General features: G+C 56.9%; 22 protein-coding genes. 13 read left to right on the top strand and 9 right to left on the bottom strand.

Going from position 1 to position 11,456, the window contains the following annotated elements; genetic code table 11:
* Positions 1-2: 2 nt before the first annotated feature.
* The 5 genes from RE432_RS15000 to RE432_RS14980 form a co-directional block, all read right to left on the bottom strand.
* On the bottom strand, positions 3-959 hold the full coding sequence (locus tag RE432_RS15000; RefSeq protein WP_310934296.1) for a YqaJ viral recombinase family protein: 957 nt from the start codon (positions 957-959) through the stop codon (positions 3-5).
* A complete protein-coding gene (locus RE432_RS14995) occupies positions 956-1,288 on the bottom strand; it encodes a hypothetical protein (RefSeq protein WP_310934294.1) in 333 nt (110 codons plus the stop codon). Before RE432_RS14995 ends, RE432_RS15000 begins: the two co-directional genes overlap by 4 nt.
* Positions 1,289-1,290: 2 nt before the next feature.
* Positions 1,291-1,527 (bottom strand): hypothetical protein, encoded by a 237-nt coding sequence (locus RE432_RS14990; protein ID WP_310934293.1) that lies wholly within the window; start codon positions 1,525-1,527, stop codon positions 1,291-1,293.
* A 102-nt stretch (positions 1,528-1,629) separates the two neighbouring features.
* A complete protein-coding gene (locus RE432_RS14985) occupies positions 1,630-1,869 on the bottom strand; it encodes a hypothetical protein (protein ID WP_310934292.1) in 240 nt (79 codons plus the stop codon).
* Positions 1,870-1,895: 26 nt separating this feature from the next.
* On the bottom strand, positions 1,896-2,288 hold the full coding sequence (locus RE432_RS14980) for a hypothetical protein (protein WP_310934291.1): 393 nt from the start codon (positions 2,286-2,288) through the stop codon (positions 1,896-1,898).
* An 893-nt stretch (positions 2,289-3,181) separates the two neighbouring features.
* Here RE432_RS14980 and RE432_RS14975 point away from each other — a divergent pair.
* A complete protein-coding gene (locus tag RE432_RS14975; RefSeq protein WP_310934289.1) occupies positions 3,182-3,529 on the top strand; it encodes a Gp49 family protein in 348 nt (115 codons plus the stop codon).
* Positions 3,530-3,629: 100 nt separating this feature from the next.
* Here RE432_RS14975 and RE432_RS14970 read toward each other — a convergent pair whose 3' ends face one another.
* The 3 genes from RE432_RS14970 to RE432_RS14960 are packed head-to-tail and all read right to left on the bottom strand — an operon-like array spanning position 3,630 to position 4,765.
* Positions 3,630-3,950, bottom strand: a complete 321-nt coding sequence (locus tag RE432_RS14970) for a hypothetical protein (protein ID WP_310934288.1) — start codon at positions 3,948-3,950, stop codon at positions 3,630-3,632.
* A 16-nt stretch (positions 3,951-3,966) separates the two neighbouring features.
* A complete protein-coding gene (locus RE432_RS14965; RefSeq protein WP_310934287.1) occupies positions 3,967-4,266 on the bottom strand; it encodes a hypothetical protein in 300 nt (99 codons plus the stop codon).
* Positions 4,267-4,324: 58 nt separating this feature from the next.
* Complete coding sequence (locus RE432_RS14960) at positions 4,325-4,765, bottom strand: helix-turn-helix transcriptional regulator (RefSeq protein WP_310934286.1); 441 nt, start codon at positions 4,763-4,765, stop codon at positions 4,325-4,327.
* Between the two features lie 64 nt (positions 4,766-4,829).
* Between RE432_RS14960 and RE432_RS14955 the strand changes: the two genes are divergently transcribed.
* Positions 4,830-5,090, top strand: coding sequence for a helix-turn-helix domain-containing protein (locus RE432_RS14955; protein WP_310934285.1), 261 nt, complete (start codon positions 4,830-4,832; stop codon positions 5,088-5,090).
* A gap of 67 nt (positions 5,091-5,157) precedes the next feature.
* Here the strand turns inward: RE432_RS14955 and RE432_RS14950 are convergent, their stop codons facing one another.
* Positions 5,158-5,286: a hypothetical protein gene (locus RE432_RS14950; RefSeq protein ID WP_310934284.1), complete on the bottom strand. Its 129-nt coding sequence runs from the start codon at positions 5,284-5,286 to the stop codon at positions 5,158-5,160.
* 126 nt (positions 5,287-5,412) lie between these two features.
* Between RE432_RS14950 and RE432_RS14945 the strand changes: the two genes are divergently transcribed.
* The 11 genes from RE432_RS14945 (at position 5,413) to RE432_RS14895 (ending at position 11,437) form a co-directional block, all read left to right on the top strand.
* The gene (locus tag RE432_RS14945; protein ID WP_310934283.1) at positions 5,413-5,631 is read left to right on the top strand and encodes a hypothetical protein; all 219 of its coding nucleotides are present in this window, start codon (positions 5,413-5,415) and stop codon (positions 5,629-5,631) included.
* 2 nt (positions 5,632-5,633) lie between these two features.
* A complete protein-coding gene (locus RE432_RS14940) occupies positions 5,634-6,050 on the top strand; it encodes a recombination protein NinB (RefSeq protein ID WP_310934282.1) in 417 nt (138 codons plus the stop codon).
* On the top strand, positions 6,047-6,415 hold the full coding sequence (locus tag RE432_RS14935) for a Ref family recombination enhancement nuclease (RefSeq protein ID WP_310934281.1): 369 nt from the start codon (positions 6,047-6,049) through the stop codon (positions 6,413-6,415). Before RE432_RS14940 ends, RE432_RS14935 begins: the two co-directional genes overlap by 4 nt.
* The gene (locus RE432_RS14930) at positions 6,412-6,840 is read left to right on the top strand and encodes a hypothetical protein (protein ID WP_310934280.1); all 429 of its coding nucleotides are present in this window, start codon (positions 6,412-6,414) and stop codon (positions 6,838-6,840) included. The genes RE432_RS14935 and RE432_RS14930 overlap by 4 nt, the downstream gene beginning before the upstream one ends.
* A complete protein-coding gene (locus tag RE432_RS14925; protein ID WP_310934278.1) occupies positions 6,837-7,004 on the top strand; it encodes a hypothetical protein in 168 nt (55 codons plus the stop codon). Before RE432_RS14930 ends, RE432_RS14925 begins: the two co-directional genes overlap by 4 nt.
* A 104-nt stretch (positions 7,005-7,108) precedes the next feature.
* Positions 7,109-7,786 carry a hypothetical protein gene (locus tag RE432_RS14920; protein WP_310934277.1) on the top strand — a complete coding sequence of 226 codons (678 nt, stop codon included), beginning with the start codon at positions 7,109-7,111 and terminating at the stop codon, positions 7,784-7,786.
* Entirely contained in the window at positions 7,783-8,124 is a 342-nt protein-coding gene (locus RE432_RS14915) for a hypothetical protein (RefSeq protein WP_310934276.1), read from the top strand. Before RE432_RS14920 ends, RE432_RS14915 begins: the two co-directional genes overlap by 4 nt.
* Entirely contained in the window at positions 8,121-9,077 is a 957-nt protein-coding gene (locus RE432_RS14910; RefSeq protein WP_310934275.1) for an AAA family ATPase, read from the top strand. The genes RE432_RS14915 and RE432_RS14910 overlap by 4 nt, the downstream gene beginning before the upstream one ends.
* Positions 9,074-9,748 (top strand): hypothetical protein, encoded by a 675-nt coding sequence (locus RE432_RS14905; protein WP_310934274.1) that lies wholly within the window; start codon positions 9,074-9,076, stop codon positions 9,746-9,748. Before RE432_RS14910 ends, RE432_RS14905 begins: the two co-directional genes overlap by 4 nt.
* Before the next feature lie 440 nt (positions 9,749-10,188).
* Positions 10,189-10,785: a hypothetical protein gene (locus RE432_RS14900; RefSeq protein ID WP_310934272.1), complete on the top strand. Its 597-nt coding sequence runs from the start codon at positions 10,189-10,191 to the stop codon at positions 10,783-10,785.
* Positions 10,786-10,843: 58 nt separating this feature from the next.
* Positions 10,844-11,437, top strand: a complete 594-nt coding sequence (locus RE432_RS14895) for a hypothetical protein (protein WP_310934270.1) — start codon at positions 10,844-10,846, stop codon at positions 11,435-11,437.
* Positions 11,438-11,456: the final 19 nt, after the last annotated feature.

The raw sequence follows: 11,456 nt of genomic DNA, 5'->3' as shown, positions 1-11,456 counted from the left end.
GATTATTTCCTTTTCTTCAAGCGCATGACGCGCGTAGTGGATGCAACTTTGAATTTGGCGGCCAGGTCTGGATGCTCCCGGGCCAGCGCCTCTTGATCGAGCCGGCGCGACTCTTGGGCCTTCCACGTCAACAGTGGCTCGCCCTGGAATGTCAGGATGGAATGTGGGGAAATGAACTCGGCGATATCGAGCTGCAGGCTTTCGGCCTCGTTCTCCCAGGACTTGATTTGCTCTTTCAGGGCCCGGTAGCGGTCAACCTTGTTGGCGATCGCTTCGTCGGCCTCGACGCTTTTGCCGTTGTCGATGGGGTAGATGGCCTTCACGTCCTCAAAGCGCATGATGTCGGGCACCTTGCCGCCGATGATGCAGTCGTTCCAGAACTCGACAGCCTTGGCGCGCATGGCGGCGATAACCTCGTCGTCGCGCTCGGTCCAGTAAGTGCCCACGCTATCCAGGCTCATCATTGGTGAAACGATGCAGCGGCGCCGGCCGGTAATGCCCAGGCCGTGCATAAACTGGATGTGATAGTGCAGCGGAATCTCGTCGGTTTCCTCTTCGCCCCAATGGGTTTTTGCGAAACCCCGAACGGTCTTGGCGTCACCGTTCACATGCTCGCCGTCCAGCATCAGCTCGAAGTCGATTTCGCAGGACAGGAACGGATATTCAGCGTCGAAATAGCGCTTGTTGGTTGCGATCAGTTCGACGTCATGACCCTCGTCACGCAGCTTCTCGACCGTCATGTCGACGATGATCGGCTCCAGGCGCTTGCCGCCGTCGAGTATCCGCTGTTCGGCCTTGCTGCGCTTCGGTGCCCGGCGCTGGCCGGTTTTCTGCAGCCAAAGCTCAACGGCGGTGGTGAAGGGACTGACACCGTAGATAGCCGCCATGTCGCTGCCGCCAATGTAGGAGCGGCGTTCGAGCTCGAATCGCTCTTCAGGGGATAGGGCTATAGTGTTCATGCCTGCAGCCCCTTAGCTTTGGCGATGGCGGCACGCATTGCATCAAGGAGCTTGTCCTCCCGTTCCTGCGTTGCGGCGTGCGGGCTGCCCATGTAGGACACCCATGATTCGCACACCGCCAGAAAATCCGGCGCAGCGGCAATCAGGCGGGCGTTGGCCTCGTTCTGCTGGGCTTGACGCAATAATTGCTCGCGTGACCTCGGCTGCCCCTGCACCCATGTTGCGGCGACTCGGCGGCCAGTGGCGCTATCTTGTGCGCGAACTTCTGTAAAGAACGCTCCGTAGAGAGCAGCCACCCAGGGGCCAGGCGTATGAGTGATTTCATCCATGGTCAAAACACCCCCGCACCGATGCAGAGCATCGCGCCCAGCAGCGCGACAACCACCACAGCGCAAGGGATGGCGCCCAGGGGAATCTTGCCGCTGTTGGGCTCAAAGCCGCCCTGGCCGTCGAATCGGTATTCTTTCGTGATGGGGCAACGATAGGGTGGGCGCATCGGCATGCGGGTCATTTCACGCTTGAAGCGGACAGGCTCAGTCGTGGCGCTGGATGTGGTGCCATAGGTCATGTCAGTCCTCACGAAACTTGGTGATGAACAGGTCGCCGAAGTAGCCGATGAAGAGCGCTGCGACGACGTAGGAAGCAATAAACAGGGCGAAGAAGGGCACATTCATGCGGACACCCCGTTCTCAATGCAGAGCAGCTGGGCCTTCTTGTCGCTCAGGTCCTGCAGCTTGGCGGTGAACTCGCCTCGGACAGCCTCGATTTGCTTGTCCAGGGCGGCCACTTCAGCGGCAACCCGGTTGAAGTCGGCGGGAATCTCGTATTCAATTTCGATGGGTTCGACGACAACGCAGCCGTACAGGCTCATGTCGATGGGGTATATCTCGCATTTGCCAGTGGTACTCATGTGCACGAAGCCTTTGATGGTCGTTTTCACTGGCGTACCCCCATTTCGGCATTAGCCATGAAATCGGCAACCTGCTCGACGTATGCGTCAACCAACAACTTGCGCACGCCCTCGGCGTCAGCGGTCAGCAGCTTGGCCAGCACGGCGCCGCCGGTATCCTCTGTGATGGCGTCCCAAAGATCGCTTGCGTCCAGGCCCACCACCTGCTCAAACCTCACGCCTGGGCAGGATGGAATCGACCCGGATAACGTCTTGGTGACCAGTACCTGTATGCGGTTCTTGTGGAATGTCTTGGCTTCAAGCCATGCGATGTCGAAGCTCTTTTGTTCTTGTATTGAGCGTTCCTGTGGACCCCCGACCCGCGCCGGGTCATCGTTCACATGTGCCGGATTGATATCCAGCGCCGTCATCTTTCCCATTTCTCTCTCCCAAGATGCCTTTAACAACCAGGTGGACATAAGGAAGGGTGGGTAATGGGTGCCTACTCGCTGCACTGGCGTCATGCTCAGCATCCGCTTTCGGCGTTGATGGTGGATTTGGGCATCGGCGGGAGGCCCGCAGGCACATCATCCCGTTGATCCGCGGCTCGCCCGATTACAAGTCAGGTGCCTGATGCTGCTGCCCACCATCACATGGCGGCTCTTGTCAGGCCTTGCCCTACAAGAATCCAGACCGTAGTCCATTGCCGCCATGTGATGGCCCTGCCGTAGCAGGGCCAGATGGCTTACAGTTTCGGCTTCTCTGTCGACCCTTGGGTGGCATCCCGAAGTACTCCTTCCGGGGTCGATTTCATGTTTCAGGTGCCTCATGGGCTGCTGCCATCATAGAAGCGGGCCGGCGCTGATCTCGGCTTCTGGCTCGCTCACGCTTGTTGCCACGACTTCTCAATCCCTGGCCTTTTGGCTTCTTCGAGACTGCGCATCAGCCTGCGCATTCCGCTTCGATGATGGCTCCGGGTTACCCTCGTCCCGGTGTTGCGTCATGCCTCCACGGTGAGGCCTTCTTGCAACGGGTGCGATGCTGCGGAGCATCGGCCAGACAAACACTGCATGCGCTCAGTGCCCGTCATTCTCATGCGGCCTACCGATCATCGCCGACGCATCGACGACGTACAGATTGCAGCGACAAGCGCCGCGCGGCCTCTCGGGGTGTATCTGTTCCCCTTCCTTATGTCCCTGGTTGTTAAAGAGCGAATTCAATGCCGTTGTGAGCGGCTTGGGATGAATTCTACAATCGTAGATATTTATCTGTCAACAAGTGTAGAATTAAATTTGTAGAAAATTGATCAGCTACGATCCACAAGGGAGTCGAAATGGAAGGAAGAACACAAGGGGCTGTGCCGCGCGTGACGATAGCGGACATCGAGGCGAACATTGCCAGCGAGCACTATTTCACAGCGGCTGAGGGGGTGATTGGGGCGGGCCCCATGCTCGATATGGCGGACTGCATCGATAATCCTCTGCCGGGAAGCCTGCGCTTGCTGACCTTCTGCGTGCTGGTGCTGCGCAATGGCTTCACCGTGACAGGTGAGAGCTATTGCGTGTCACCAGATAACTTCGATGCTGAAAGGGGGAGGGAGGTTGCCCGCGAAAATGCGGCAGAGAAGATATGGACGTTGCTGGGCTTTGAGCTCAAGCAGCGGTTGGCCGAAAAAGCATAGCGGTTAGCGTGGGTCCTGCAGCGATCCTGAGTGCCAGGACCATATCAGATATGGATTAGAGCCTGAAAATCACGCTGCCTGTGGCTTGGGTTTGATTTCTTCATTCTGATTTATGACGCGGGGGTGACTTTTTCTCAGCCTTCTCTATTCCCAGGAGCGTGCCCAATGTGAAAACTAATCCGAATACAAGCCAGATAAGCATGAATATGGCAAGCCTCCCGCCTATGTCTATGGCCGATGAAAAGTTTATAACTCCCCCCATTGCGACCACCGCCGCGACTGCGGCAGATACCCATGTGCAGAATCGAGTGACGTTGTTGTACGACAGCAGTTTCAGCTTTGCAAGCAAGTATCCCGCGACAAAACCAAAGAATACAAGGCCAATCCATCCCAGCCCGGACCCTTCGTCAGGTGGAGTCATGGTTACTTACTCCTGCTTATTTTGCACCTACTGAACGTTCAACGCATCGAAAACTAAACATAAATTCGCGTTTATTGAAGCCTTTGTGCGATAGCAGCCCCTCGGTCTGCAGCATATCCATTCCCTTGCTATCGCAGAATTCATCTGCCTTTTTTGCTGAAGCGATCATCAGCTCTTGGTTGTCGATGCTATTGCCACCTGCCGACGACGACACGATGTAATTGTCCCGATCGACACGCTGAACTTCGCTGGTAGACATGCATCCGCCCAGCATGGCAGCGAGCGACAAAACAATAAACTTAGATGCATTTGTCATCTGACGTTACCTATTATTCAAAAAAAAGCCGTTCGACCAAACCAGTCGTAAGTGTCGTTCACGCTGATTTTCTCCGGCTTCCAGTACTTTTATTTCCCGGGGACCGCCCCGTGTAATGTGTAATTTGGCCATCTACCCACTCTTCGATAGCGTCTTTCTGCTTCTCGGATAGGAGATCGTACCTTTCACGACTGATGGATCTAAAAGGCCAATTGTTTTCCATTGACCTTTCCTGAATGCTTTTATGCTGGCTCTCCGAAGCTATTTCAGGCTGCACCACCCACTCTTCTGAATCGTCTAGCAGCTGTTCCAGCGTAAGTCCTAAAGCTTTTGCCAATGCAGACGCATACTTGGACCGTGAGCTGTCGCGCACCTCCAGCGCACTAATCGTACCAACAGCCACACCGGACCTGTCCTCAAGCTCTTCAAGAGTGAGGCCGAGGCGTTCGCGGTAGTACTTGACTTGTTTCCCTAGTGACATGCATCGGACTTTAAACACTTGTAGATATCCGATCAAACACATTTGTTGAACTAAAAAATCTACAAGTGTAGAATTCAGCGTTATGAATCCAATTCAACTTGCTATCCAAGAGCTTGGGAGCGCCTCGGCGCTTGCCCGCGCCATCAACGTAACTCCCCAGGCTGTCTGCTTCTGGAGGGATGGGCGTCGAAAGACTCCGGCCGAGCAATGCGCAGCAATTGAGCGTGCTACAGGCGGAGCGGTAACTCGCAAAGACCTTCGTCCTGACGACTGGCATCGCATATGGCCAGAGCTGGTGACCCACGAACCTGTGAAGGATGCTGCCCATGGCGAACCAGCCTGATCCACGCAACCCCTGGAAGCCGGACCCGAATGACGACCGCACCCCGGTGGGGCCCGGCGACACGGTGTCAGTGCAGCTTTCTGCGCGCGGCGCGCACCAACTGAGCAAACAGCTCAATGATTTCCTCTTCAGCCGGCGGGTCCCGGCGCTGGGTGGCCAGGTAAACGGCGTAAGCAAACAGATTTTCATAGTTCATCACTCGATTCTCGGCGGGGCGGGGTGTCTTGCCTATACGCGGTAACCGAGTGGGTAGTTTTACGTAAATGCATTGTGTCGCGCTATCAGCAAACGGTGAAGCGGACATTTATCGGAGGAATCAACGATGGAAACGGTCAATGAGTCGCGCAATAACGGTTCGATCTATGGGAAGTGCACGGAGCGCTGCGATATACCGCTGGCCGAAGACACCAATGAGCGCCTGATTACCCTGGCCAGGATGGCGGGTATGAGCAAGGCTGAGTATGGGCGCCTGGTGATCGAGCGTCACATCTATGGTGCCGGCGCCCAGATTGCGCATCGTGACCCTTTGCTGGGACTGTAGCCATGGCACGCCCTCGCATTTGCCTGACGCCGCACACACGGCCAGGCGCTATTGAATCGGTGCGCCACGCCCCGGATGGCTTTTATTTTCTGCCGCCCCTTGAGCCTACGGCCACGCTGGACCAACGGGCCAAGATGTGGGCCATGTTGCGGGACATATCCCGCCAAGTGCGCTGGGAGGTCAACGGCCACCTGGATTACATGTCCGACGAGGACTGGAAAGACACATTGACGGCCGGCATGCAGAACGAGTTGCGCATCGCTAAGGGCCTTCGTGGCGGCTTTGTGTCGCTGGGCGTGCGTACCAGTGAGCAGAGCAAGCGCTGGCTGTCGAACTTCATCGAATTTTTATACAGTTTCGGCGCCGAGAATGATGTGGTGTGGTCTGAGCCGGTGGACGTTCCAGGGTGGGTCAAATGAAAGGGCGCCCGACAACCAAAGAGCAAAGGCTGTTCCATGGCCAACTGTGCCGGTTTGTGGGCTGCGTCGCCTGCTTGATGGACGGCCAGCTCAATACCCATTGTTCCATCCATCACATTGATGGCCGCACAAAGCCCTGGGCCCACTGGTATGTCCTGTCATTGTGCGCTGGGCACCACCAAGAGGGCACCGGCGCGCCTGGTCTGATTGCCGTTCATCCCTGGAAAAACCGATTCGAGAACCAGTACGGGCCGCAGCCTTTCCTATTGCGCTACAGCCTGGACATTCTGGAGCGGGATCATCTGATTTTCGTCCCCAACGCGCGCGCCGCGGCAAATGGCGAGTGGGGGAGGATGGTGGCATGACGCACACTTTAGCAACGCTGGAACTGTCCCAGGCAGCCTACGATGAAATTGCCTGGAAGCTGAAGAAGGCTGGGTACGATCACGTCTTTCTCGAAGACGGCCTGATAGACATGCAGGGCATCGGCGTGTTGCCAATTGGACGGTTTGCATCGAAGGCAAAAGGCGGGCCCCGAGAATTAAACGGGCTGAAATATGTAGCCGTTCCGGTCAACGAGATCACGACGCCACAGCGGGGCACAACGGTCTACACAGACATGTGGTGGGCCGTTACGGACGATGGCTGCGTGCTTTTCTATACGGGCAGACACCCAAGGCAGCGGTCGCCGCAGTGCAATGTTGATCGGCGGATAGTCGAACACATTCTGCCAGGTATGGCCACAGTGTTCTTGCCGGTCGCGTTTGTGCCTCCACGGGAGGGTGCATGACGAAATCACTCGAAAGCCCGGCGAGGGAAGCAATGCGTCACGCACGCAGGTTGGCCAAGATCAAGAGCCGGCACGACATGTTGCCGATTGTGCGGTTCTGGGCCGCCGCCATGAAGCGTGGCATTGCTGTCGCATATTTCAACGGGCCGAGGTGGAGCAAATGAAGCGACCATCCTTTCAGTTCTATCCGGGCGACTGGACCGGAAACAGCAACCTAAGGCGGTGCACGCACGCTGAAAAAGGTGTTTGGCTCGAGGTTATGTGCCTTATGCACGACCAAGAAGAATACGGCGTGTTGCGCTGGCCCTTAAAGGAAATTGCTCAAGCTGTTGGATGCAGTGTAGCCAGCCTGAAGGCATTATCGTTGAAAGGCGTACTTAAAGGTGATGACAAGCACTTAGCAGAGGCCTATGTCTACACGCCGCGAAGCGGTAGAAAGGTGGGTGATCCAGTCGTTTTACTAGACACCCAAGACGGACCAATCTGGTACTCGAGTCGCATGGTGAAGGACGAGTATGTACGCACCATTCGCGGAGAATCATCGCGCTTTGGTGAGGGTGATGACAACCCCAAAGGTAAGAAAAAAACCGCCCCAAAGGATGCACCAAAGCCCCCCTTAGGTGACGGCTCTTCTTCTTCTTCTTCTACTTCATTAAAAGATACCCCCCTACCCCCCGATGACGGGGGGGCTGGTTGGGCCCGACCGGATTGGATTCCGGCTGACCTGTGGGCCGGTTTCGAGGAAGTGCGAAAAAAGCGCAAGAAGCCAATGACGGACAAGGCCCGACAGATGGCCGTGAACAAGCTCGCAGCCTTGCGTGCAGGGGGAAACGATCCGAAGGCTGTCATGGAACAGACCATTCTGCATGCGTGGGACACGTTCTATCCGCTGAAGACTGACGCATCAAATGTCCCGTCGGACGACTTCCTTCAGGGGGCGATATGAGAGGCCAAAACGCCATCCTGCAGATGCGCATGGGCGGGTATCGTCCCGCGCTGGTTTGGCTGCTGGTCCTGGACAGTGAGTGTCCGCGGCGCCGGCACTTGGATGCCGAAACCACGCTGCAGGAAAGTCCAATGCCCGAGATTCACGTTGGCATGGAGGATAACCCAGCTGAGCTGGACCTGCGTGTGCTGGTGGACCTGACCGTCCTGTTGCAAGGCATGGATCGCAACCGGGTACGTGCTGTGTTCACCAGGCTGAAATCCTTTGATCCGGCCCGTGTGGTTGTGTCCGGGGCGGACTTCTTTCACGACTATTCACCACAGAAGGACTCTGCATGAGCAACGTTTTACCCATCATCACGCCTGAAAGCTTCGACATGGCTGCCTACATGCGCGAAAGCGAACCGAAAGTGAAGGTGCTTTCGCCTCTGGCATGGCGCGATGCGTTGGTGCAATCGACCAGAGCCGGCGAGAGCTCAGAACTGACCGGTGCCCGTTTACCATGGGCAAAAACCCACGACATGATCCGTTTCCGTGGTGGCGAAATGTCGCTTTGGCAGGGCATGAACGGTCACGGTAAGAGCCAACTGGTCGGCCAAGTGATGACTGGATTCTCCGCGCAGGATGAACCGTCATGCATTGCCAGCTTCGAAATGAAGCCGCTGGCCAACCTGAAACGCATGTTGCGCCAGGTCGCGATGACGGCCACGCCCAGCGAGTCTGCGGCCGATCGTTTTGTGAAGTGGCTGGACAAGCGCATGTGGTTCTACGACCAGATGGGCAGCGTTCGGCCGGAAATGGTGTATGCGGTCATTCGGTACTGCGCCGAGCAGCTGCGCGTCAAGCATTTCATGGTCGACAGCCTGATGAAGTGTGTCCAGGGGGAAGACGATTACAACGGACAAAAGGCCTTCGTCGACCAGCTGACCAGCCTGGCGCGCGACTACAACATCCATATCCATCTGGTGCACCACGTACGCAAGTCTGAAAACGAGGATAGGCCGCCCGGAAAGTACGACGCCAAGGGCACCGGGGCCATAGCCGATCTGGTGGACAACTTTCTGACCGTCTGGCGCAACAAGCCCAAAGAGCGTGCCGTCGAGATCGAGCTGCGCAAGAACAATTGCGTCAGCGAGGACACTGCCGCCAAGCCTGACTCAATGATCATCTGCGACAAGCAGCGCCACGGCGACTGGGAAGGGCGCATCAACCTCTGGTTTAACCGTCCCAGCCTGCAATACACCGGAGACCGTTCCGGCCGACCTCTGGAAATGATCGGAGACCTGCTATGACTCTTGAAAATCTTGTATTTGACTCCATCGAACGCCTGGACCCGGTAGCCATTGCGCGAAAGGACGCCTCAAAAACGGTCGAAAAACCGGAAGTCAATGTGAATATCCTCGCCCTTGACCTGGCCAACAAATGTGGATGGGCCGTCCGCTGTCGTGACGGCAGGGTTCTTCACGGTACCGTGAACTTCACGCCGAAAGACGGCTGGAGCCCTGGTCAGCGCTGGCAGCGATTCCGGTCTTGGTTGGCATCGATCATTGTCGAACACCAAGTGGGTGCAATCGTGTATGAGCAGGTACTGCAGGGCGGGTGGAAAGGCGGCAATGCCGGACATCGCAGCGGTGCTGCTGGCGATCTTTACGGTGGTTTCAAGGCGCTGGTGGAGCTGGCAGCCGATTCGCACAACACGACACTCGACACGGCGAACGTGGCAACCGTGAAGAAGCTATGGACGGGCAACGGCCGCGCGGACAAAGCGGAAATGGTCGCAGAAGCCAGTAGGCGCGGCTTCCGCGTTCGTGACGACAACGAGGCCGACGCGCTGGGTATCCTGCACTGGGCCATCGCAAAGGAAACAGGCGCATGGAAGCCGGCGCCCAAGAAGCCAAAACCCAAGCACCCGGCTCCTGGGCGCCGGGTTGCGCCGGCCGCTCCTGGCCTTTTCACCGAGTAGAGGATAAGGAGGCAGCTATGAAGATGCGCGACCTTCGACGGCTCTGTTTCCAGCGTCCGTTTGTCTATGGCGTCCAACTCTCCGACTTTGACCGGCAAGTTGAAATGGTGGTGATCGTCCCTCTCAACCGGAAGCGATTGTTTCAGAGTCGATTTTTGTCCGATGTTGCCTCGCGATCGATAGACGAAATCAAACGCGGGAATCTTGTCCGGACATTTGGCTACTTGAGGGAGCGACGGTTGGGGTGAAAGAGCTTCGCCGGTACGAGATGATGGACCCAGCCAAGGTGCTGGAGCAAAAACAGGAGCGCCAGCGCCGATCATGCGCTGGCTGCAAGGAAATCCGGGTGGTACCCGATCCGTTCGACGGTCGAGGCCTGCTGCGGTGCAAATTGGGAAATGAGGTAGGGCAGCGATGCAACTTTTATCAGGAGCGAACCAGTGAGTGAGCCACTATTCAAAACCGCGCACCAGGCGCTGACGTTCGCGTATAACTTTTCCGATTCGAGTCTGGATCGGCCGCTGATGAACCGGCTGGCCGACAAATTCAAGCCTACCGGCAAGGGCTTGGCCGGGCTGGACGGTGCGGCGCAGGCCGGCATGATCCTACGAAACCTGAAAGCGCTGCCCAGGCTCTACCAGATGATCCTGGTTGCCCGATTCGCTCCCCAGGGAAGTGAGTGCCATTGTTGCGGCGGCCCGGTGCCCAGCCTTATCTGGCTGGGCGCCATCCGCGAGATATCGGACGCGGCCGTAACGCAGGCGTTGTCCGGGCACGTCACCATGCGGGCGTTGCGCGATGGCCTGGTCGCCCGATACTTCGGTCAGAAGCTCCACTTGCAGGCCCTGGCCAAGAAAGCCAACGTCAACCGCGATACGGCCAGCAAGCAGAACGGACAGATTGTCATCTGGCTGCACGGCACCCGGATAACGAAGAAGGGCGAGCTGCGCGAAAACGGAATTAAGGGGCAAGAGCAGTTGGCCCTGGACGCCGCGGAGGCCGCCTTGCTTGTAGCAGGCATTGTGGATAGCGCATAGCTGGTTTTCTTGGTAGGTGGCATACTTGCCGCGAATACAACTTTTGGGGGAACTCGATATGGAAGCTGGGCTATGGTTATTGACGTCCATCGTGAGCGGCGCGGCGGTATTGTTTTTCAGGTCTTTCATCGAGCAGCGCGGCAAGAACACCGCCGACCTGCTCGATCGAATCAATCTTACTCAGGCTGAGGCTATCGCGAAGCAACCGTATGAACAGGAGAACGCCAGGCTTGCAGCAGAACTCGCAGCCTCGAACCAACTGCGGTTTGCGGGTATGGACCGGCGGCTGCAGGCTCACCAAGAAGCCTTTAAGTTGTTCAAGCAGCTATGGCGGGCTCACTACTACCACAAGCACGACGTTGCCGAGCAGGAGCTTTTTCTGAATACAACTGTTTTGGCCTGCCAAAACTGGTGGGACGCAAATTGCCTGTATCTTGAGCCCACGCCTAGAGAGGCATTCAGGATCGCTTTTTCGTCCGTCGGCTCCCCAGAAGAGTTCAGGAACAGTGATCACGGTCAGGAAAAGATTTACGCGGCTTTGGTCGATCTGAACAATTCGATCCAATTGGCTGTGCAATTACCACCGATCAACCCGCCGAGCACGAAACAAGATGAATCGGAAGAGTCATCGACGACGCCTGAAAATGCTTGACTTTCCGCACTGATTTGCG

It is taken from the genome of Pusillimonas sp. SM2304 (genome assembly GCF_031628915.1).
Taxonomy (GTDB): domain Bacteria; phylum Pseudomonadota; class Gammaproteobacteria; order Burkholderiales; family Burkholderiaceae_B; genus Pusillimonas_C.
The sequence above is the reverse complement of the archived record's forward strand: the minus strand, read 5'-3'. Positions and strand labels throughout refer to the sequence as shown.

Coding starts and splice junctions, on each gene's coding strand:
- RE432_RS15000 (WP_310934296.1), bottom strand. CDS start 959: ATGAACACTATAGCCCTATCCCCTGAAGAGCGATTCGAGCTCGAACGC.
- RE432_RS14995 (WP_310934294.1), bottom strand. CDS start 1,288: ATGGATGAAATCACTCATACGCCTGGCCCCTGGGTGGCTGCTCTCTAC.
- RE432_RS14990 (WP_310934293.1), bottom strand. CDS start 1,527: ATGACCTATGGCACCACATCCAGCGCCACGACTGAGCCTGTCCGCTTC.
- RE432_RS14985 (WP_310934292.1), bottom strand. CDS start 1,869: ATGAGTACCACTGGCAAATGCGAGATATACCCCATCGACATGAGCCTG.
- RE432_RS14980 (WP_310934291.1), bottom strand. CDS start 2,288: ATGGGAAAGATGACGGCGCTGGATATCAATCCGGCACATGTGAACGAT.
- RE432_RS14975 (WP_310934289.1), top strand. CDS start 3,182: ATGGAAGGAAGAACACAAGGGGCTGTGCCGCGCGTGACGATAGCGGAC.
- RE432_RS14970 (WP_310934288.1), bottom strand. CDS start 3,950: ATGACTCCACCTGACGAAGGGTCCGGGCTGGGATGGATTGGCCTTGTA.
- RE432_RS14965 (WP_310934287.1), bottom strand. CDS start 4,266: ATGACAAATGCATCTAAGTTTATTGTTTTGTCGCTCGCTGCCATGCTG.
- RE432_RS14955 (WP_310934285.1), top strand. CDS start 4,830: ATGAATCCAATTCAACTTGCTATCCAAGAGCTTGGGAGCGCCTCGGCG.
- RE432_RS14950 (WP_310934284.1), bottom strand. CDS start 5,286: ATGAACTATGAAAATCTGTTTGCTTACGCCGTTTACCTGGCCACCCAG.
- RE432_RS14945 (WP_310934283.1), top strand. CDS start 5,413: ATGGAAACGGTCAATGAGTCGCGCAATAACGGTTCGATCTATGGGAAG.
- RE432_RS14940 (WP_310934282.1), top strand. CDS start 5,634: ATGGCACGCCCTCGCATTTGCCTGACGCCGCACACACGGCCAGGCGCT.
- RE432_RS14935 (WP_310934281.1), top strand. CDS start 6,047: ATGAAAGGGCGCCCGACAACCAAAGAGCAAAGGCTGTTCCATGGCCAA.
- RE432_RS14930 (WP_310934280.1), top strand. CDS start 6,412: ATGACGCACACTTTAGCAACGCTGGAACTGTCCCAGGCAGCCTACGAT.
- RE432_RS14925 (WP_310934278.1), top strand. CDS start 6,837: ATGACGAAATCACTCGAAAGCCCGGCGAGGGAAGCAATGCGTCACGCA.
- RE432_RS14920 (WP_310934277.1), top strand. CDS start 7,109: ATGCACGACCAAGAAGAATACGGCGTGTTGCGCTGGCCCTTAAAGGAA.
- RE432_RS14915 (WP_310934276.1), top strand. CDS start 7,783: ATGAGAGGCCAAAACGCCATCCTGCAGATGCGCATGGGCGGGTATCGT.
- RE432_RS14910 (WP_310934275.1), top strand. CDS start 8,121: ATGAGCAACGTTTTACCCATCATCACGCCTGAAAGCTTCGACATGGCT.
- RE432_RS14905 (WP_310934274.1), top strand. CDS start 9,074: ATGACTCTTGAAAATCTTGTATTTGACTCCATCGAACGCCTGGACCCG.
- RE432_RS14895 (WP_310934270.1), top strand. CDS start 10,844: ATGGAAGCTGGGCTATGGTTATTGACGTCCATCGTGAGCGGCGCGGCG.